20 protein-coding genes are annotated in these 19,835 nt (G+C 65.5%); 10 read left to right on the top strand and 10 right to left on the bottom strand.

What is annotated here, in order from left to right:
• The first annotated feature begins 38 nt into the window (after nt 1-38).
• Nucleotides 39-272, top strand: coding sequence for a hypothetical protein (locus CH291_RS03320; protein WP_094686716.1), 234 nt, complete (start codon nt 39-41; stop codon nt 270-272).
• A 47-nt stretch (nt 273-319) separates the two neighbouring features.
• On the opposite strand, the gene CH291_RS03315 is transcribed toward CH291_RS03320, so the two are convergent.
• The 3 genes from CH291_RS03315 to CH291_RS03305 all read right to left on the bottom strand — a co-directional run bounded on the left by CH291_RS03315 (nt 320) and on the right by CH291_RS03305 (nt 4,773).
• Entirely contained in the window at nt 320-2,737 is a 2,418-nt protein-coding gene (locus CH291_RS03315; RefSeq protein ID WP_143545874.1) for an FtsX-like permease family protein, read from the bottom strand.
• A gap of 50 nt (nt 2,738-2,787) precedes the next feature.
• Entirely contained in the window at nt 2,788-3,489 is a 702-nt protein-coding gene (locus CH291_RS03310; protein WP_094686775.1) for an ABC transporter ATP-binding protein, read from the bottom strand.
• An 84-nt stretch (nt 3,490-3,573) separates the two neighbouring features.
• Entirely contained in the window at nt 3,574-4,773 is a 1,200-nt protein-coding gene (locus tag CH291_RS03305; RefSeq protein WP_230596303.1) for a PucR family transcriptional regulator, read from the bottom strand.
• A 368-nt stretch (nt 4,774-5,141) separates the two neighbouring features.
• On the opposite strand from CH291_RS03305, the gene CH291_RS03300 reads away from it, so the two are divergent.
• Nucleotides 5,142-6,047: an acyl-ACP desaturase gene (locus tag CH291_RS03300; RefSeq protein WP_094686714.1), complete on the top strand. Its 906-nt coding sequence runs from the start codon at nt 5,142-5,144 to the stop codon at nt 6,045-6,047.
• A 151-nt stretch (nt 6,048-6,198) separates the two neighbouring features.
• Complete coding sequence (locus tag CH291_RS03295; RefSeq protein WP_068050086.1) at nt 6,199-7,059, top strand: universal stress protein; 861 nt, start codon at nt 6,199-6,201, stop codon at nt 7,057-7,059.
• On the opposite strand, the gene CH291_RS03290 is transcribed toward CH291_RS03295, so the two are convergent.
• From CH291_RS03290 to CH291_RS03280, 3 genes are read right to left on the bottom strand one after another with little or no spacing between them, the layout of a single operon-like run.
• Nucleotides 7,052-7,378 carry a cupin domain-containing protein gene (locus tag CH291_RS03290; protein WP_068050089.1) on the bottom strand — a complete coding sequence of 109 codons (327 nt, stop codon included), beginning with the start codon at nt 7,376-7,378 and terminating at the stop codon, nt 7,052-7,054. The genes CH291_RS03295 and CH291_RS03290 overlap by 8 nt on opposite strands.
• Before the next feature lie 54 nt (nt 7,379-7,432).
• On the bottom strand, nt 7,433-7,942 hold the full coding sequence (locus CH291_RS03285) for a dihydrofolate reductase (protein ID WP_094686713.1): 510 nt from the start codon (nt 7,940-7,942) through the stop codon (nt 7,433-7,435).
• Nucleotides 7,939-8,739 (bottom strand): thymidylate synthase, encoded by an 801-nt coding sequence (locus CH291_RS03280; protein WP_094686774.1) that lies wholly within the window; start codon nt 8,737-8,739, stop codon nt 7,939-7,941. Before CH291_RS03280 ends, CH291_RS03285 begins: the two co-directional genes overlap by 4 nt.
• Before the next feature lie 29 nt (nt 8,740-8,768).
• Between CH291_RS03280 and CH291_RS03275 the strand changes: the two genes are divergently transcribed.
• Complete coding sequence (locus tag CH291_RS03275; protein ID WP_068050092.1) at nt 8,769-9,635, top strand: DNA-formamidopyrimidine glycosylase family protein; 867 nt, start codon at nt 8,769-8,771, stop codon at nt 9,633-9,635.
• Here the strand turns inward: CH291_RS03275 and CH291_RS03270 are convergent.
• Nucleotides 9,628-11,172, bottom strand: coding sequence for a carboxylesterase/lipase family protein (locus tag CH291_RS03270; RefSeq protein WP_068050095.1), 1,545 nt, complete (start codon nt 11,170-11,172; stop codon nt 9,628-9,630). The genes CH291_RS03275 and CH291_RS03270 overlap by 8 nt on opposite strands.
• Nucleotides 11,173-11,246: 74 nt before the next feature.
• Between CH291_RS03270 and CH291_RS03265 the strand changes: the two genes are divergently transcribed.
• The 5 genes from CH291_RS03265 (at nt 11,247) to CH291_RS03245 (ending at nt 16,524) form a co-directional block, all read left to right on the top strand.
• Nucleotides 11,247-11,807, top strand: coding sequence for a molybdenum cofactor biosysynthesis protein (locus tag CH291_RS03265; RefSeq protein WP_068050097.1), 561 nt, complete (start codon nt 11,247-11,249; stop codon nt 11,805-11,807).
• A gap of 126 nt (nt 11,808-11,933) precedes the next feature.
• Nucleotides 11,934-13,325 carry a GntP family permease gene (locus tag CH291_RS03260; RefSeq protein WP_068050099.1) on the top strand — a complete coding sequence of 464 codons (1,392 nt, stop codon included), beginning with the start codon at nt 11,934-11,936 and terminating at the stop codon, nt 13,323-13,325.
• A 32-nt stretch (nt 13,326-13,357) separates the two neighbouring features.
• On the top strand, nt 13,358-14,578 hold the full coding sequence (locus CH291_RS03255; protein WP_068050101.1) for a CaiB/BaiF CoA transferase family protein: 1,221 nt from the start codon (nt 13,358-13,360) through the stop codon (nt 14,576-14,578).
• Nucleotides 14,579-15,538, top strand: a complete 960-nt coding sequence (locus CH291_RS03250) for a hydroxymethylglutaryl-CoA lyase (RefSeq protein ID WP_094686712.1) — start codon at nt 14,579-14,581, stop codon at nt 15,536-15,538.
• Entirely contained in the window at nt 15,535-16,524 is a 990-nt protein-coding gene (locus tag CH291_RS03245; protein ID WP_094686711.1) for a 2-hydroxyacid dehydrogenase, read from the top strand. The genes CH291_RS03250 and CH291_RS03245 overlap by 4 nt, the downstream gene beginning before the upstream one ends.
• Here the strand turns inward: CH291_RS03245 and CH291_RS03240 are convergent.
• Both CH291_RS03240 and CH291_RS03235 read right to left on the bottom strand, forming a co-directional pair.
• Nucleotides 16,512-17,288 carry an IclR family transcriptional regulator gene (locus CH291_RS03240; RefSeq protein ID WP_094686710.1) on the bottom strand — a complete coding sequence of 259 codons (777 nt, stop codon included), beginning with the start codon at nt 17,286-17,288 and terminating at the stop codon, nt 16,512-16,514. The genes CH291_RS03245 and CH291_RS03240 overlap by 13 nt on opposite strands.
• A gap of 55 nt (nt 17,289-17,343) precedes the next feature.
• Nucleotides 17,344-18,774, bottom strand: a complete 1,431-nt coding sequence (locus CH291_RS03235; protein ID WP_094686709.1) for a dihydrolipoyl dehydrogenase family protein — start codon at nt 18,772-18,774, stop codon at nt 17,344-17,346.
• 29 nt (nt 18,775-18,803) lie between these two features.
• On the opposite strand from CH291_RS03235, the gene CH291_RS03230 reads away from it, so the two are divergent.
• Nucleotides 18,804-19,562: an SDR family oxidoreductase gene (locus CH291_RS03230; RefSeq protein ID WP_094639520.1), complete on the top strand. Its 759-nt coding sequence runs from the start codon at nt 18,804-18,806 to the stop codon at nt 19,560-19,562.
• A 13-nt stretch (nt 19,563-19,575) separates the two neighbouring features.
• Here the strand turns inward: CH291_RS03230 and CH291_RS03225 are convergent, their stop codons facing one another.
• A complete protein-coding gene (locus tag CH291_RS03225; RefSeq protein ID WP_068050123.1) occupies nt 19,576-19,821 on the bottom strand; it encodes a DUF2630 family protein in 246 nt (81 codons plus the stop codon).
• Between the last annotated feature and the right edge of the window lie 14 nt (nt 19,822-19,835).

Raw genomic sequence — 19,835 nt, 5'->3', positions numbered from 1 at the left:
GCAGCTGGCCCACATCGCGCTCGCTAGTCTAGCGGCCCATGGTGCCGATCGTGAAGCAGGTTGCCGCTGCTCCTCGCCGTTCCGGTCGGCGATGCGATCAAGTTCAGGGCAGTGCGGTGCTGGTGAGCGGAGTGATCGGCAGCCGATTCGATGCCGACGAAGCATTGAATGTCGCGGGCGAAGGCGTCGACCATCCTCGTGCGAACGCGCGCGCATTCGCCAAACGCGCGCAGAGTCGCCGGCCACTGGCTGTCTATTCCGCTCGCACCTGACAAACGCGAGCGCATTTGCGGATCCTGAGGACCAGCCCGCCCCCCATCTAATCCGCCGCGATAGCGTCCACGATGCTCAGTCGAGAGGCGTGCACGGCAGGTGGAGCCGAACCCAACAGCGACAGGCCGAGGGCAACGAGTCCGTACAGCAGCACCGACCAGCTCGCGGTGTAGGCGACCGGAATTCCGATGCTGGCTCCGAGGATCAGGGTGCTCAGGTATTGCAGACCCGCACCGATGATCAGGCCGAGCACACCACCGACGACGCCGACCGAGAGCGCCTCGGCGAGCACCATTCGCGCCAGGGTTCCGCGGCCACCGCCCATGGCGCGCAGCACCCCCAGTTCGCGGCGACGCTCGAGTACCGACAGTGTCAACGTGTTGAGCAACGCGACGGCAGCGACGAGCGCCACGATCCACTGCAACGCGATGGCAAGTGCCCCGGACTGTCGGATAGCGGCGCTCGTTCCCTCTAGTGCGGCGTCGCCGGTGTAGACGAAAGCCTCGGGTGGCAGCGCCGCGCGCAGCGAATCCTGGACTGCCGCAACGTCTCCGTCGACGCTGATCTCGAGGTAGGTAGCCCCGGGCCGGTCGTACCAACGCTGCATCGAATCCAACGAGATCGCCATCGTGCCGCCGGCGGCGTTGATGTATTCGACCAGGTCCAGCACCCGCACGGTCTGCACCCCGGTCGGCGTCGGCAGATCGATGGAGTCGCCCACCGAGACACCGAGTGTTCTGCCGAACCCCTGTGACAGCACCACACCGTCACCGGCGAGCACCGCCGCGCGCACGTCGTCGGAGAGCGATGCGAGCGTCACCGCGTTGCTACCGTCGGCGACGCCCTGGATGGATACCGTCTCGCCGTCGATCGTCGCGTATGCCCACTGTCCCTCGACGATGCGAGAGACCCCCGGCGTCGCCCGGACAGCGTCGTCGACAGAAGCGGGAACGATCGGGCCCGACGGTATGGCGTCGGGTGAGGTCATCGACACGTACAGGTCGGTGTTCGCCAAGGACGACAACGATTCGGCTGCCGAGTCGGTCATGTTGGTCAGCGAACCCGACACTCCCACACTGACTCCCACGGCGATCACGATCGTCATCACGGTTGCCCAGATTCGCCGTGGGGCGCGTTCGATGGTGGCGGTCGCGAGGCGTCCGGCACCACCCCAGCGGCGGGGGACCGCTGCGGTGACGGACACGATCGGACCGGTCGCGCCGACGCACAGCGCGACGACGCCGAACATGAACAACGCACCGGCTCCGAGGGTCAACTGCCCGTCGACGTTGACGGCGAACAGGAAGGATCCGGCGACGGCGAACACACCGAACACGGTCGCGGCCAGGGTGAATCGTAGACCGGGGCCACCGGAGGTCTCTCCGCCGCCGACTGCGAGCGCTTCGATCGGCGAGATGCGATACACCTGCACGGCGGCGACGGCCGACGCCCCGACGCAGGCCAGCACACACGCGACGATCGCCACCGGAATCGCGAAGCCGGGCAGCACGTATTCGATTCGCGCATCGAAGGCTTGGGAGAGGAACGGCGGCAGACTTTCGATCGCGATGCGGCCCATCATGATTCCCAGCGGAACACCGACGGCACCGCCGACGAGACCGACCAACACGGACTCGAACAGCAGGTCGCGGACGATGTCGCCGCGGCGGCCGCCGACTGCCCGGAGCAGAGAGATGGTGGGTCGACGTTTCGCGATGGCCATGTTCATGACGTTGAAGACGAGGAACGCCGCGACGACGAACGCGATGAGCGAGACCATCAGTGTCGCATTGCGAGTCAGGCTCATGGCCTGGTTCGCGCGGTCGGCCCGGAAGTCCGGATTCATCACCGACACCCGGCCGGCCAATGCGGCGTCCAGGTCGGTGCGCAGAGAGTCGCCGCTGCCGAGGACGAAGATCGAATCGAGCTGACCCGCGCGGTCGGTGAGCGCCTGAGCCGTCGGGACGAGTGCGACGGCGAACATACCCCCGCCGATGCGCTGCGTTCCCGGGCCGTCGACCACGCCGACCACCGCCGTCGGAACTTCGTCGATGGTGACGGTGTCGCCCTGCGTCAGACCCGTTGCGGCTCCGACCAATACGCCGGCCGGATCGGTGAGCAACCCTGCCGCGTTGCCGACTGCGCCTTCCAGATCGGATTGCAGTGCCGTGATGGATGAGTCGACACCGAGAATCGTCAGGTCTCCGACGTCGGATCGAACGGTGCTTCGCAGCAATGGAACCGCTGTCTCGACGCCGGGAACAGCACGGACGGCGTCGAGTTCGCTCTGATCGAAGCCCGAGTCGGTGACACCGACGATCTCGTAGTTCGCGTTACCGGCGATCGACACGGCGAGACGCTCGACGGATCCGGTCAAGGAGCCGTACGTGCCGAGGACGGCGATGAGCAGCCCGGCCGCGACGGCGACGACGCCGGCCGAGACCAGCGAACGCACCCAGTGCATGCGGAGATCGCGAAGGCTGATGACTCTGAATCTGCTGAGCGCGGTGCCTATCACCGATCGAGGCCCGCGGTCGGGGTGTCGGTCTCGACGCGACCGTCGATCATGCTGACGATGCGATCGGTGGACCGTGCCGCCTCGAGGTCATGGGTCGCCATCACCACTGCTCGACGACCGTTGCTGGCGTGCGCCACGTCGGCGAGGATCTCGAGGACGTTGTGGGAGGTCTTCGAATCGAGATTGCCGGTCGGTTCGTCGGCGATCAGCAGCGCCGGATCCATCATCAACGCCCGGGCGATCGCGATGCGCTGGATCTGACCACCGGACAACTGTGCCGGCCGGTGCTCGGATCGGTTCGAGAGTCCGACCATCTCGAGCAGACGCATCGCGTCTGTCCTGGCCTTCTTGATGGGTGTGCCGTCGAGCAGCTTGGGCACGGCGACGTTCTCCCACGCGGACATCGTCGGCAGCAGGTTGAAGAACTGGAAGACGAACCCCACCTGGTGGCGTCGAAAATCGGATTGGGCGTTGTCGTCGAGGGTGGTGACCTCGACGTCGTCGAACCGGATGGAACCAGATGTCGGCGTGTCGAGAGCGCCGAGCATGTGCAGCAGCGTCGACTTTCCGGCACCGGACGGCGCGACGAGCGAGACGAACTGGCCACCCTCGATCGTGAGATCGATACCGTCCAACGCGCGTACCGGTTGCTCGCCGGTGGGGTACTCCTTGACCACACCGGACAGCTCGAGCTTCAAATTGGTCATGCAACGATCCCCTGCTCCTCGAATACTTCCGACGCTACCTGCCGTCGGGTCGAGAAACCGGTCGGAGTTCTCAGATCACGCTGCGCCGCGCGAGGATTCGAGCCGCCGGGCCACCAGTGCGGCCTGCAGGTGCCGAATTCCCGAGGGACGGGTGGGATCGAACCCGGTGAGTTGCGCGATCCGCTTGAGGCGGTAATCGACGGTGTTGGTGTGCAGATGGAGCTGGCGAGCGGACCGCTGACGGTTCAGATCGTGGGAGATGTGGATCTCGAGGGTTTCGAGCAGCTCGGGGGACGAATCGAGTGGCTCGAGGATCTGGGTCAGGTGGCGCCGCCCGGGGCCAGGCCGCGTGAGCTGGTACTCCAGCACCAGGTCGTCCATGCGGTACAGGCCGGACGGGCGGTGCAGCTGGTGTGCCAGCGACAGAAGTTCGTGTACCTGATCGGCTGCGGTGGGGATGTCGGCGGTTGCGGCCTGCTCGGCGGTGACGGTGACGGGAACCTCGGCGGCGGTACCGATGCGATGCACCAGGGCCTCGACCCACTCGTCGTCGTGTGTGCCGGGAATGAGCACGGTGCCACCCTCGGTGCTGAGCAGAGAGAGGGGAGTGCGACCGCAGATCGTGGCCAGCTCGGCCTGGACGCGGCGCAGCTTTCTGCGGGCGGCGACGGTCTTCTGGATGTTGGGGTCGTTCTCGTCGGGGTGCGGCGGCACCGAGATGGCGAGCACGAGGTAACTGTCGGCGAGTTCGATGCCGGACTGACGGGCCATCGAGACCGCGTTGTGTCCGCTGAGCAGCGAGGTCACCAGGGTGTGTGCTGCCGTGTGGTGCTCGCTGGCGACCGCCTGGAGTTCCTCGACGTAGCTCTTGCTGGCGGCGATGGACACCTTCTCCGACAGCAGCACGAACATCCGGGCGGCCTCGATCAGTTGCGCGGCATCACCCTCGCCTGCCCTCTTGGACACCAGATTCCAGCCGATCTGGATGCCCTCGTGGTAGACGCTGAGCACGGACTCGAGGGGCACACCCTCGCGGGCCCACTGGCTGGCCTTGGCGCGGAGTTCGGCCAGGTCGGACTCGGCCGGAGCACGCCGTTCGTCGAGCATCTGCACGGCGATACTGATGCACTTGACGGTGAATTCGGTGACGTCGCCGTGGAGCTGTTCGCCCGGCAACGACCCGCAGGGGGTGTTGGCGGCGAAGTGCCCCACGAGGAGCCGTGCCACTGCACGGAAGTCGCGAAGAGGAGCCGACGCAGGCTGACCCGCGACCATGATTCCGAGGCTAGTCGAGTTGTGAACGGTCACAGATCAACCCTTCGTGTTGGGATCTTCAGGTCATCGGAGAGCAAACTTACTTGCGCGTATCGATGCGCTTCCGCGGCTCAATGTATGCAATCCCCGACGAAACCGCGGCGTTTTCGTACTTCAAGTTTGTTTCCAGGCCTCTAACAGGGTCGATCATAGGTTGTTATCAACGCGTGATCCACCATTTCGGCAAAACTCGTTGTGACCTGTCTCGAGCGCGCTCCCCGAGCGCTTGCGACTTGCCCTAAACAATCCGCAAGCGCTCCGCGGTGCGAGTTCGGCGGATCTACCTTTGTCTCCGTCGGAGTGGGTAGGCGGGCGACGAAGGGGCGGTCATGCGCAGTGATATCGGGCAGTTCGCGGTTCTGCGAGAACTGTTGCCGACCATCGAGGCCAACCTGGCTCGTCATCGCGCCGAGGCCGCGCCGTGGGAACCGGCCGACTACGTCCGAGCCGAGATGTACTGGGGTTCGCGGCCCTCGACCTTGACCGAGGCCGCCAAAGCGGCACTGGTGACCACTCTGCTGGTCGAACAGAACATTCCGCTCTACCGGCGAGATACCGCTGCCTCCGAGGTCGGGGTCTGGCCGTCGTGGCTCACGGAGTGGAGCGACGAACGGACCCGGCATGCAGTGGCCGTCACCGACTACCTGGTGGCCACCCGCAGCGTCGATCCGGTCGCCCTCGGTCGAGCCCGAGCGCAGTGTATGACGGTGGGTTTCGACGCCCCGATGAACGGAGCGCACCTGCTCCGGTCGCTGGCCCAGGTCACCCTCGACGAGTCGGTGTCGAGCATCTGTCATCGCAACACTGCCGCTCAGTGCCACGATCCGGTGGCCGATCGCCTGCTCGGACGCATCGTCGCCGATCAGGATCTGCATGTCCGCTTCTTTTCCGACCTGGTCTCCGCGGCGCTCGAGGTGGCACCGTCGCTCACCGTCACGGCGATCACCGAGGTCGTCATGAACTTTCAGCTGCCGGGCACCAACCTGCCGGGGTTCGCGCGCAGCGCGATGCTCATCTCGCGGGACGGAATCTACGATCTGCGCCGCCATCTCGACGATGTTCTGCGACCCCTGTTGTCGCAGTGGCGCATCTTCGAGCGCACCGATCTCGGTGCCGGAGCCCGCAGCCGCGACCAACTGGCCGACTATCTCGATCATCTCGACGCCCAGGACGCCGCAACCCAGCTCGGCCGCACACGAGTCCGGGAATACTCGAACGCATTGCGCGCCAGCTGACACCACATACCCCGGGGGGTCCGTGGGACCGGTGCCTCTTCGGTTCGATTCGAATCGAAGAGGCGCTCGGGCGGACCCCATCGACTAGCCTGAACGCCTATTCGTCATACGCGCGAGGATTGGTTCTCGCGCAAGACCGGAGGCCCGAAACGTGACAGGCTCTCGACCGATCATCGTCGGTATCGACGGATCCGCTGCAGCGGACAAGGCCGTGATCTGGGCGGCTCTCTGCGCTCACCGACGGGATCGGCGATTGCACATCGTCACTGCCGTCGACATGCCGGGGGTGGTCGACCTGAGCGAATTCGCAGGAGAAGCAACCGAATTCGTTGCCACTGCCAAGTCGAGGTTGGTGGCGGCAGAAACGCTGGCCGCACTGGTCGTCGACGATCCAGCCTTCGAGGTGACCTCCAGTGCCGTCGAGGGCGGCGTGATGGATGTTCTCATCGGCGTCTCGGCGCAGGCCGAGATGCTGGTGATCGGGGCCAGCGAAACCGGCGCTGTCACACTCTCGTTGGCCGCGCACAGCGTGTCCCCGGTCGCGGTGGTGCGAGGCCGCGACATCGATGGCCGCCCGGTTGCCGAGGGGCCGGTGATCGTCGGTATCGACGGCTCGGACGTCAACCAGGCTGCGGTCGAGTGGGCTTTCGTCGAAGCATCCGCTCGGGGTGCCGTGCTGATCGCGGTTCACGTGTGGTCCGATGTCGATCTCACCCAGTCGTTCGGCCGTGCGCCCAAGGACTGGCAGGCCATCGCCGACGGCGAGGAGGTTCTGCTGGCAGAGAGCCTCGCCGGCTGGCAGGAGAGGTTCCCCGACGTCGAAGTGCAGCGCGTCGTCGCTCAGGACCGTCCGGTGCGGGTTCTGAGCGGACTGTCCGAAACCGCGGCGTTGATCGTGGTGGGCAACCGGGGGCGCGGCGGATTCGGTGGAATGCTGTTGGGCTCCACGAGTTTCGCGCTCGTCAACACCGCGGACTGCCCCGTGCTGGTGGTGCGGAAAGCGCTCACATAGCGACGGTCAGCAGGAAGCTCACGTCTTCGAGGGCCTCGACGCTGTGGCGGGCGTCGGGGATGACGAGAAGGTCGCCGGTCGAGCCCTTCCAGGAGCGCTCACCGGAGATCAGTTCGAGCTTGCCACTGAGTACCAGGACGGTCGACTCGCCGGAGAGGTCGTGTTCGGCCAGCTTGTTCCCTGCGGCCAGAGCCACGACCGTCTGCCGCAGGTGGCGCTGGTGACCGCCGTACACCGTCTGCGAACTGCGGCCACTCGACGCGCCGACTGCAAGTTTGAGCTGTTGGCGGGCAAGGGCGGTGAGTGACTTCTTGTCCATGATCGTCAGTATGACGCACCGCTCGCAGTCGCGACGGGGGAATCCTGAACGCGCTCAAGAAGGTTGGGTAGGCTTTCCGTACTCCACGAAGCGGAATCGGGTCCCGTCGACCCGGCTGTTCTGCCATTCGCCCGCCGTCGCGACCCAGCCGGCCGGAATCTCGGGAGCCCTCGTGTCGCCCTCGACGTCGAGATCGACCTCGGTCACCTCCAGGTGGGTCGCGATATCCATTGCACTGCGATAGATTTCGCCGCCGCCCATGATCCAGACCGGGCTCTCGCCCACCAGGGCCACGGCGTCGGCGACACTCGGTGCGTTCTCGGCACCGTAGGCAGTCCACGAGGAGTTGCGGGTGACCACGATGTTGCGACGGCCGGGCAGTGGACGGAACTTCGCGGGCAGTGAGTCCCAGGTCTTGCGGCCCATGATCACCGGATGCTCGGCCGTCTTCGATTTGAAGTGCGCCATGTCCTCGGGGACGTGCCAGGGGATCGATCCCGCGTCTCCGATGACGCCGGCGGTGGTCTGAGCCCAGATCAGGCCGACGAACTGCGGTGCACTCACACCGCTACCGGGGCCTTGATCGCCGGGTGATGCTGGTAGTCCACTATCTCGATGTCCTCGTAGGTGTAATCGAAGATCGAATCCCGTTGCGCAAGTTTGAGAGTGGGGTACGGATACGCCTCGCGTGAGAGCTGCTCGGTGACCTGCTCGCGGTGGTTGTCGTAGATGTGGCAGTCGCCGCCGGTCCAGACGAACTCGCCGACCTCGAGGCCGGTCTGCGCCGCCACCATGTGCGTGAGCAGTGCGTAGCTGGCGATGTTGAACGGCACGCCGAGAAACATGTCTGCGCTGCGCTGGTAGAGCTGGCAGGAGAGTTTTCCGTCGGCCACGTAGAACTGGAAGAACGCGTGGCACGGCGGGAGCGCCATCCGTGGGATCTCGCCGACGTTCCATGCCGAGACGATCATTCGCCGCGAATCCGGATCGGTCTTCAGGGTCTCGATGACCTGGCTGATCTGGTCGATGTGCTCGCCCGACGGGGTGGGCCACGATCGCCACTGCACTCCGTAGACGGGGCCGAGCTCGCCGTCGGGAGCGGCCCACTCGTCCCAGATGCTGACGCCGCGCTCTTGGAGCCACGTGGCGTTCGAGTCTCCGCGTAGGAACCACAAGAGCTCGTAGACGATCGACTTCAGGTGGACCTTCTTGGTGGTGATCAACGGGAAGCCCGCTGCCAGATCGAAGCGCATCTGATGCCCGAACACGCTGGTGGTGCCGGTTCCTGTGCGGTCGGATTTCGCCGTCCCGGTATCGAGGATGTGGCGCAGCAGATCTTCGTACGGAGTCGGAACCATCACGACGGTCATCGTAGCTGCATACTGGACGCATGCCGGAATTACCCGAGGTGGAAGCCCTTGCCGGCTTTCTGCGCGAGCATGCCGTCGGAGCCGTGATCGGCCGAATCGACATCGCTGCGCTCAGCGTTCTCAAGACATTCGATCCGCCGATCACCGAGCTGCAGGGCAAGGACGTCACCGATGCCGCCCGCTTCGGAAAGCACCTGGCACTTCGAGCCGGTGACCTCTGGCTGATCACCCATCTCTCGCGTGGAGGATGGCTGCGGTGGGTGGACAACCCCAGCGCCGCGCCGCCGAAGCCGGGCAAAGGGCCCCTCGCGCTGCGGATCCACTTCTTCACCCCCGAGGGAGCGACGCCCGCGATCGATCTGACCGAAGCGGGGACCAAGAAGCGGCTGGCGGTATGGGTGGTACGCGATCCGCAACAGGTGGCGAGTATCGCCCGGCTCGGACCCGACGCGATGACGGTCACCGAGCTCGAATTCGCCGAGATCCTCAGCAGCACCACCGCGCGGCTGAAGACCTCGTTGGTGGATCAATCGCTGTTGGCCGGCATCGGCAATGCCTACTCGGACGAGATACTGCACGTGGCGAAGCTCTCGCCGTTCGCATCGTCGAGCAAGCTCGATCCCGAGGCCGTCGGGGCGCTGTACGCGGCGATGCGCTCGGTGCTGTCCGACGCGGTGGCCCGCTCGGCCGGGCAGGATGCGGCGCGTCTGAAGGGGGAGAAGAGATCGGGGATGCGCGTGCACGCCAGAACCGGACTTCCGTGCCCGGTGTGCGGCGACCCGGTCCGCGAAGTCGCCTACGTCGATCGCTCTTTTCAGTACTGCGCGACGTGTCAGACGGCCGGCAAGATTCTCGCCGACCGTCGCATGTCGCGACTGCTCAAGTGACGGGCTCGAGCTTCTGGCTGTCGTAGCCCCGGTAGCCTTCCCACGCCTTGCGACGGTCGCTCCGTGGGTCCTTCTGTACGCGGGTGCGGGTGTCGAAGATCAACGTCTTGCGGTCGGCCTCGTTGTACGCCGGCCACGATTCGAGGGGTTTTCCGTTGGTGGCGAACGCAATCCAGTTCGACTGGACCTGCTCGGTGACCTCGGCGAAGGCCTTCCGCCCGCCTGCCAGCGTCAGCGCCTTGCCGAACAGTGTCTCGCTGATGCCGAACACGGCGAACAACTCGAAGCCGTGGGTGGCGTCGAAGCCGAGCAGCTTCATCGACCGCGGGGCGAAGTCGAACCGGTAGAAGTACGTGGGTGCATGACGCGAATGTCCTTCGGCCACTTCGAGAGAGGGCTTCCAGAAGGTGAAGTCGCCGCCGAAGTCGATGGCTGCCCGCTCGTTGGGGTAGCCCCGGTAGCCTGAAGTGACCACGGCCTCGGCGTCGGGATCGGTGAGGGAGAACAGCTTGGTGATCCGCTCGGGATTGGTGGGCAATGCGTCGAGGAACTTCGGAAACAGTGTTCCCTCACGGGCATTGGTGCCGATGATCAGCGGGACGCGGTGCGCCGTTCCGTTCGCGTAGGCCTCGACCGGGCTGACCGGGAGGAAGTCGCCGTCGATCACCGGGCCGAACGGGAGCAGCCCCGGGGTGCGGTGCAGGGTGGTGAGGCCGAGTTTGGTGCCCGCCCGACCGAGCCGGAGCACCTCGGCGTTGTCGAGGGTCTCGGTGGCGGTCTCGACCGTGCCGCCGAGGTAGCCGACGTACTCGCGCGCCCACTGGTCGGCGCGCTCCTTGGTGGCCGTCATTCCCGGGGCGGAACTTTCGGATATGGCCTGCGCGAACAGGCCTTTCGCGGCGGGAACGGTCATGAGAGTGGTGACCGCATTGCCGCCCGCGGACTCGCCGAAGATGGTGACGTTGTTCGGATCGCCGCCGAAGTTCGCGATGTTGCGCTGCACCCATTCCAGCGCCGCAACCTGATCCCGCAAGCCCAGGTTGGAGTCGAACGGCCGCTCGGGAGTGGAGAACTGGGACATGTCGAGGTAACCCAGTGCGCCGAGTCGGTAGTTGACAGACACGTAGATGATGCCGTCGCCGTCCTTCAGCGAGCGGCGTACCAGAGAGCCGCCGCCGTACAGCGGGGTCGCCGATGTGCCGAGCGTGTAGGCACCACCGTGGATGAACACCATGACCGGCCGCGGGCTCGCGCTCGGTGTGCTCGGGGCCAACACGTTGAGCGTCAGGCAATCCTCGCTCGACGGTTGGTACTTGCCCACTGCGAGCATCGTTCCGCGCTTGTGCTGAACGGAGGCATTGCCCCACTCGGTGGCGTCGCGCACACCCGACCAGGGTTCGGTCGGTTGGGGCGCTCTGAAACGAAGCGGTCCGACGGGCGGGGCGGCGTAGGGAATGCCTCGCCAGGTGATCAGATCACCCACCGGCTTTCCCTCGATGATGCCGTCCGATGTGGTCACGCGGGTCGTCACAGCCATGTCGCGAGTGTACTGATCTCTCCTTACCCGCGGGTAAGAACAGCGGGGGACGGGCACACGGCAGACTCGAGGGCATGTACTTCGAGTACCGCGCCGAGATCGTGCAGCTGCTGCGAGCGCCCACACACGCCTATTTCGGCAGATCCAAGGACGGCCCGGCCGACGTACCGACCGACCTGCCGGAGAGTGTCGAGATCGTGGCCCACAAGGGCATTCGGGGCGATCGGTTCTTCGGCGTGCGGGCGCACACCGAAGCGGCGGTGAGCTTTCTGGCCGTCGAGGCCTGGGAGGCAGTGGGGGATGTGCTCGGCGTCGAGGTCCCCGACCCGGCCGTGGCCAGGCGAAACGTCGTCGTGCGTGGGCTCGAGCTCGACCCGTTGCGAGGTCGGGAATTCGAACTCGATTCCGGTGACGGGTGGATCCGCTTTCGCGGTGGACGACCGGCTCACCCGTGCGCGTGGATGGACCGGATGGTCGTCGACGGTGCCCGTAAAGCGTTGATCGGTCGCGGCGGGCTTCGCGTGGAACCGTTGTCCGACGGGATCTTGCGGGTCGGCGAGGTGGCGGTGCGCTCGCCGGTCGAGCTCGATGCCTCCCGAGCCGCGCTGTCGGTTCGGCGCGCACAGCCCATCTGACGTCGAGTCGGGTCCACTCTTGCTCACGAAGTAAATCTGTGCCCATAATGTGAGCAATGGTGCGACGCATCACACCGGTCCGCCTTCAATGGCGACGGTCACTCTGTCTGGTGGGAAGAACTGCCGATGTCCGACATGTGGATCGTGATCAACACCGTCGTCGCCGTGCTGGCGGTGGTGGTCTTCATCGTTCGTTTTCACTTCAATCCGGTGATCTCGCTGGTTCTCGGGGCCGCGTATCTGGGTCTGGCGACCAAGCTCGGAGTGTCGACCACCGTCGACACCATCACGGGCGGGTTCGGCGAGATCATGGCCGAGGTGGGGCTGCTCATCGCCTTCGGAGTCCTGATGGGTTCGGTGCTGCAGGAGATGAGCGCCATCCAGCGACTCGTCGGCACCTTGCTCAAAACGTTCGGGCCCAAACGACTCCCGTACGCGTTGTCGCTGACCATCGCGACCGTGCTGCAGTCCATCTTCCTCGACGTGCTCCTGGTGATCTCCGCTCCGCTCGCTCGAAACCTCGCCCCCAAGATCGGCAAGTACGGTACGGCGAGAATGGCCACCGCACTGGCTATCTCGCTCGAATGCGGCATCGTGTTCATGGTCCCCGGTGTCGCGACGCTCGCGCTGGCCGGACTGCTCGGAGTGCCCCTGGGCAAGATGATGATCTACGGGTTGATCCTGATCGTTCCCGTCGTCGTGCTGTCGGTGGCCATCATGTCGTTCGTCTTCCGACACGGTTGGTGGAACGAGGAGAAGGACGAGCAGCAGATCACCGTAGTCGAGCAGCCTGTGGTTCCAGAGCCCGCCGATTCCGAGGACGAGCCCCTCGAAACCGGAGGTGGCGTGGCGCAGAAGGTGCGCACCGAGAAGCAGACGTCGCTGCTGGTGTTGCTCTCGCCGCTGCTGCTCGCGCTCGTTCTCATCGCAGTCGGAGCGGTACTCGAAGTCGCCGAAATATCGGTTCCGGTGGTCGAATTCATCGCCAGCCCGGTCATCGCGCTGCTCATCGGCTTGGTGGGCACCTGCCTCATCGGCCGCTATCACGTCGGACAGGCACGAGTGGAGAAAGCTCTCGCCCGTGGTTTCGCCGAGAGCGGCCAGATTCTCATCCTCACCGGTGTCGGTGGTTCGCTCGCGGCCGTCATCAACGAGGCGGGTCTCGGCGACATCCTCGGCCAGTACTTCACCGCCAGCACCGCGGCTCCGCTGTTGATGGTGTGGGTCATCGCTGCCGCGTTGCACATCGCCGTGGGCTCGGTGACGATCTCGGCCATCACGTCCGCGGGCATTCTGGCACCGGTCGCTCCGTTGATCGGGCTCGATCCGGTGTTCATCGCGCTCGCCGCCGGTGCCGGATCGCTGTTCGCCGTGCACGTCACCAGCAACACATTCTGGCTGCTGCAGTCCTTGATGGGACAGTCGACCAGGGGCACACTCAAGACGTGCTCGGTGGGCGTCTCGGTGGCATCGGTCATCGCCATCGCGTTGATCGTCCCGATGAGCTGGATCCTGTGAGCCCTGATTTTGTGAGTATCGAAAGGAACACGATGGCATTGCCGCTCAGCGGAGTTCGAGTTCTCGAGCTCGGCAACTACATCGCCGCCCCTACCGCGGCGCGCATGCTTGCCGATTTCGGTGCCGAGGTGATCAAGGTAGAACGGCCGGGAACCGGAGACGAACTGCGTAACTGGCGGCTGTACTCGGGCACCACATCGATGCTGTATCGCACGATCAATCGAAACAAGAAGTCGATCGTGCTGGACCTGCGTACCGAACAGGGACGCAAGGACGTCGTCGACCTCGCTGCCAAGTGCGACATCGTGCTCGAGAACTTCCGGCCCGGCACTCTGGAGAAATGGGGTATCTCGCCGGAGGTGCTCTCTGCCGCCAACCCTGAATTGATCATCACGCGCATCTCGGCTTTCGGTCAGACCGGCCCGATGTCGCAGCGACCCGGATTCGCCGCTGTCGCAGAGGCATACGGCGGTTTTCGCAATCTCGTGGGTGATCCGGACCGGCCACCGGTCCGGGTGGGAGTCTCGATCGGCGACTCGATCGCCGGACTGTACGCCGCGTTCGGTTGCGTCATGGCACTGTTCCAGCGGCAGACACAGCGCGCGGCGCAGGCACCCGACGAGCAGTCGCCGCTGACGTTGGCGCAGCGTTCCATCGATGTGGCGCTGAACGAATCGATCCTGTCGATGATGGAATCGCTGATTCCGGATTACCTCGCCTACGGTGTCGAACGTGAGCGCACGGGCGGCCGCATGGAGGGCATCGCCCCGTCGAACGCGTACCCGTGCAACGACGGTCACTCGATCATCATCGCCGGCAACGGTGACGCGATCTTCCAGCGCTACATGGAGACCATCGATCGCCCCGACCTCGGAGCCGATCCGGACCTGGCTTCCAACGCCGGTCGGTGGCGTCGACGCGACGAGCTGGATGCCGCCATCTCGGCCTGGACCGGCTTGCATTCGCGCGAGCAGGCTTTGAAGATTCTCGACGACGCCGGAGTGCCGTCGGGCCCGATCTACACCGCCGCGGACATCGTCGCCGACGAGCAGTACGCCGCCCGCAACATGATTCAGCACTTCTCGGTCGACACCGGAGGCGACAAGCCCACCGACGTCGGATTCGTCGGCGTCGTCCCGGTGATCGGCGACGCGTCCCTGCCGATTCGTTCCGTCGGACCGGATCTGGGCGAACACACCAGGGAAGTACTCTCGACCCTGCTCGGCCGCACCGACGAAGAGATGGGCCTGTAAATGTATCGCTTCGCTCCCGCCGCAGAGCTGCGCGACGTCACGATGCGCGACGGTCTGCAGCTGACCGGCAAGATGCTCCCCACCGATCGCAAGCTCGAGATCATCAGGACCCTCATCGAACTCGGCGTACCGTCGCTCGAGATCGGGTCGATGGCGCGGGGCGACAAGGTGCCCCCGATGGCCAACACTCTCGAGGTCATCGGTGAGCTCACCGCCGCCGAACTCGCCCGATGCTGGGTGTGGGTTGCCACTCCGCGGCATGTCGAGAAGGCCGCGGCCGCTGGGGCTCGCAACTTTCAGTACTGCTTCTCCGCGTCGGACTCGCACAATCAGGCCAACATCGGTCGGACCACCGAGGTGTCCCTGGCCGCGATGCCAGATGCCGTGGACATCACTCGATCAGTGGACGGTGAGATCGAGCTGTGCATCGCGACCTCCTTCACCTGCCCGTTCGAGGGACAGGTGTCGCCGGATCGCGTCATCGAGATCGCCAACGACCAACGTGCCACCGGCGCAACCGATATCGTCATCTGCGACACCCTGGGGCAGGCGGTACCGGTGCAGGTGCAGTCGCTGATCGAGCGTGTGCGCGCCGAAACTCCCGATCGCAGAGTGGTCTTCCACGGACACGACACCTGGGGCCTGGGCGTCGCGAACACACTCGCCGCGATCTCGGCCGGAGCCACGATGGTCGACGGCTCGCTCGGCGGGCTCGGCGGCTGTCCCTTCGCGCCGGGGGCCAGCGGCAACACCTCGTCGGAGGACATCCTGTTCGCGACGCGACCGGACTGGTTCGAGCCGAAAACCCTGGCGGCCATGGCAACTCTGTCGGAGGAACTGCTCACCGAATTGAACGAGCCCATGCGCTCGAAAACCGTTCAAGGTGCACGTTCCAAGGGTTCATCCAGAACCGGTCGTTCCGCAGGCTCCACTCCTGCCGCCTTCGAGTGGGTCGCATGAGTCGAATCCTCGTCACCACCGAGATCCCCGCGCCGGGCATGGACATCCTGCGCGCCGCAGGAGAAGTGGACCTGCGGGAAGTCGATCACCAGCAGTTGGTCGAGGCCTGCGCCTCGGGTGAGTACTCCGTGGTCGTCTCTCAATTGCGTGATCGGTTCGACGCGGAGTTGCTGGAGTCGGCGTCTCTGGTCGGAATATCCAACTATGCAGTCGGATTCGACAACATCGATATCGCGGCGGCAACCCAGCGGGGCATCACGGTCGCCAACACCCCCGGGGTCTTGACCGATTCGACCGCGGACATCGCGATGTTGCTGATCCTGTCGACGGCCCGCCGCGCCGTCGAGGCCGATGCGTTCGTCCGATCCGGCGCGTTCACCGGCTGGGAGCCCGAACTGCTTCTCGGCAGCGATGTCTCGGGCCGGGTGCTGGGACTGGCCGGCTTCGGCCGGATCGCCCGCGCCACTGCGCGTCGGGCACTGGGTTTCGGAATGACGGTCAAGTTCTGCCCCCGCCCGCCCGGGGATCGCGAGGTCTCCGAGAACGAGCTCGGTGAGTTCGCCGGTCGCGTCGAGCATGCGTCGTGGGACGAGATCGTCACGACCAGCGACTTCCTGTCACTCCATGTTCCGCTGTCGGATTCCACGCACCATCTGGTGGACGCCGCCGTACTCGGGGCGATGAAGCCGTCGGCGATCGTGATCAACACCGCGCGCGGACCGGTGATCGACGAGGCAGCTCTGGTGACCGCACTTCGCGAGGGCACAGTTGCCGCAGCGGGATTGGACGTCTACGAGCGTGAGCCGGCTCTCGAACCAGGCTTGGCGGAGCTGCCCAACACGGTGTTGCTTCCGCATGTGGGGAGCGCGACCGTGTCGGTGCGTTCGGAGATGGCGCGGCTGTGCGCAACCAATGCAGCGGCCATGTTCGGCGGTTCGATGCCGCCGCATCCGGTGAATCCCGACGCCTGGTCTCACGCGGGGTAGCGACCGCCCAGGGTTCTCGTGATCTGCTCGGCATGGGAGATCAGCAGGTCCACCCAGTCCTCGCACTGCGACTGCGGCATCCGCAGCGTCGGACCGCTGATCGTGACGGCACCGACGATGTCCGCGGCCGAATCGAACACCGGCGCAGACAATCCCGAGGCACCGGTTTCGCGCTCGCCGGTGGTGATCGCGTACCCGTCGGCTCTGGTCTGCGCCAACAGCGTTCGCATCGTCTCGGCCTCGGTCACCGTCTGCTCGGTCATCGATTCGAGTTCGCGAGACAGGACGCGCTCGGCGAGCTCGTCGTCCCAGGCCAACAGGACGCGGCTGGCCGATCCCGCGCTGAGCGGGATGACCTTGCCGACGTACATGTCTCGGCGCAGGGCATGCCGTGTCTCGGCGATTGCGACGCACACGCGGTAGTTCTGTTCGGGCCGAAAGAAGCATGCGGTCTCGGTCGTCAGGTCTCGCATGTCCTTGAGCACGGGGTTGACGATCGACAGCACGTCGAGGTCCTTGGTGGCCGTCGCGGCCCAGTAGGCCATGCGCACCCCGATGCGAATGCGGTCGCCGCTCCGATCCAGAAATCCCTGCTGCACAAGATTGGTCACGAGGCGCTGCACCGTCGAGGTCGGCAGGCCGGTGGTCTGTTGGATCTCACCGAGGGTCATGGACGGACGGTCGAACGAGAAGGCGTCGAGAATCTCGGTGATCTTGCCCAGCACCAGAAGCGGTTGCTGCTTCGACGCGCTCTCGGTGGTCACCCGTCCAATCTACTCGGCCACGCGATCCGTGAGGCAAGTGTGGCCGAGCGCGTACTCAGCGACGAGATTCGAGCAGCCGCAGCCAGATCTCGCTGACCGTCGGGTACGACGGCACCGCATGCCACAGGTCGTCGAGCGACACCTTGCCGACCACAGCCACAGTGGCGGCATGCACCAGCTCCGCCACACCCGGTCCGACGAAGGTCGCGCCCACGATCGTGTCGGTGGCGCGGTCGATCACCAGCTGCGCTCGCCCCGAGTAATCGTCTTGCTGCAGAGACGAACCCGCGACGGCGATGTCCTGGGCCACGATCTCGACGTCGATGCCTTCCTCTCGGGCCTTGGCCTCTGTCGGTCCGACGGATGCCACCTCGACCGGCGTGAACACCACCTGGGGGATCTGGCCGTGATCCGCTGATGCGCGGAATCGCTTGCTGTTCAGCGGCTTGCCGTCGGCCTTGGCGGCAATGACGTCCCCGGCCACTCGGCCCTGATACTTGCCCATGTGCGTCAACGGAGCTCGGCCGTTGACATCGCCCACCGCGTAGAGCCAGTCGTGGCCGGGAACGGTCAGATGGTCGTCCACGTCGATGTAGCGCCCGTCCTCGAGTCCGAGGCTCGACAATCCGAGGTCGGAGCTCGCCGGAGTACGTCCCGCAGCAACGAGCACTTCATCGGCGACGATCTCGCTGCCGTCGACGACGAGACGGATAGTGCCCCCGTGGATTCGGCCGATTCCGGTGTCGACCGGGTTCTCTCGTGACACCGACTCGAGGGAGGCGTCGAGCATGATCTCCGCGCCTCGCCCCTTCAGAGCCTCGGCGACGAGTTCGCCTGCAAACGGCTCGGAACCGGCCAGCAGCGACGATCCGCGCACGATCATCGTGACCTTCGCTCCGAGCGAGAGCAACCAGGTGGCCGCCTCCGTGGCGACGACGCCACCGCCGATCACCGCGATGTGACCGGGCGTCTCGTGAATGTTGGTGGCATCACGGGAGATCCACGGCAGGGCATCGCGCAGGCCCGGTGTGTTCGGTACGGATGCGGTGGTTCCGGTGGCGAGGACGACTGCGTGCCGGGCAGAGAGCGTGCGGCCGTCGACCTCGACGGTTCTCTCCCCGGTGATGCGACCGTGGCCACGGATCACCGAGATGCCCGCCGACTCGGCCCACGCCACCTGCGAGGAGTCGTCGAGACCGTGGGTGAAGGATTCGCGTCGGGCCAGGACGGCGTCGGCGTCGAGGGGTTGATCGCCCACCAGTTCCTTGACGCCCGGCATATTTCGCGCGGTGTCGAGAACCTCGCTGGGGCGCAGCAGTGCCTTGCTCGGCATGCATGCCCAATAGGAGCACTCACCACCGAGAAGTTCGTGCTCGACGATCACGGCGGTGCGGTCGCTGCCTGCGATGGCGTACTGGGCGGCATTCTCGCCGACCGGTCCACCGCCGATGACGATGACATCGAATTCCGAGCTTTCTGAGGCCATTGCTCCACAGTGACATAGGCTCGCCGCTTATGGCGACCACTCGGAACAAGATTCTGATCACCGGAGCGAGCTCGGGGCTGGGTGAGGAAATGGCGCGACGGTTCGCAGGCATGGGCCGGGATCTGGCGCTCTGTGCGCGTCGGGTCGAGCGGTTGGACGACCTTCGCGCCGAGTTGATGCACCACAACCCGAACATCACCGTGGCGGTCCGGGCGCTCGACGTCACCGATCACGATGCGGTCGGTGAGGTGTTCGGAAAATTACGAGACGAATTGGGTGGACTCGATCGAGTGATCGTCAATGCCGGGCTCGGCAAGGGTGCGAAGATCGGGACCGGGCGAGCCGAGGCCAACCTGCAGACCGCCCACACGAACTTCATCGGGGCGCTGTCGCAGGCCGAGGCGGCCCTGTCGATCTTCCGAGCACAGAAACACGGGCACCTGGTGTTCGTCTCGTCCGTCAGCGCCGATCGGGGACTGCCGGGGGCCAAGGCGACCTACTCGGCGAGCAAAGCCGCAGTGGCCTCGCTGGGTGAATCGTTGGCGACGGAACTGTCGCGAACCGCCATCGCCGTCACCACATTGCTGCCCGGCTTCATCGCCACCGACATGTCGGCCAACGCGGGTGACAGTGCCGCTCTCACAGCCACTCTGGACGAGGGAGTATCGGCGATGGTCGACGCGATCGAGAGCGAAACCCGCCGCGCCGCGCTACCGGGACTCAAGTGGCGGGGCATCGACGCGGCGCTGCGGTTCCTGCCGAATGTGCTGACGGATCGAATGGTCTAGGTTCCGGGCCGGGCTACTGCAGGTATCCCTCGACCCGGTCGACGCTGTTGGCGGTTGCCGCGTCTGGGTTCTTGCCTGCATCGATACGCGCCCTACGCTGACGGAGCAGGTCCCAGCACTGGTCCAGGGCGTGCTCGAGGGAGGCCAGTTGGGCCTTCTCGGTGTCCGGGTCGACGTCCCCGGATTGGGCTTCGGTGCGGAGCTTGTGCTCGGTGGCGATGAGCTGCTGGATCTTGGTGTGGATATCGTGCTCGTTCATGGCGACAACGCTAG

Origin of the sequence: Rhodococcus sp. 14-1411-2a, from assembly GCF_002259485.1 — a bacterium.
Classification (GTDB): domain Bacteria; phylum Actinomycetota; class Actinomycetes; order Mycobacteriales; family Mycobacteriaceae; genus Rhodococcoides.
The sequence above is the reverse complement of the archived record's forward strand: the minus strand, read 5'-3'. Positions and strand labels throughout refer to the sequence as shown.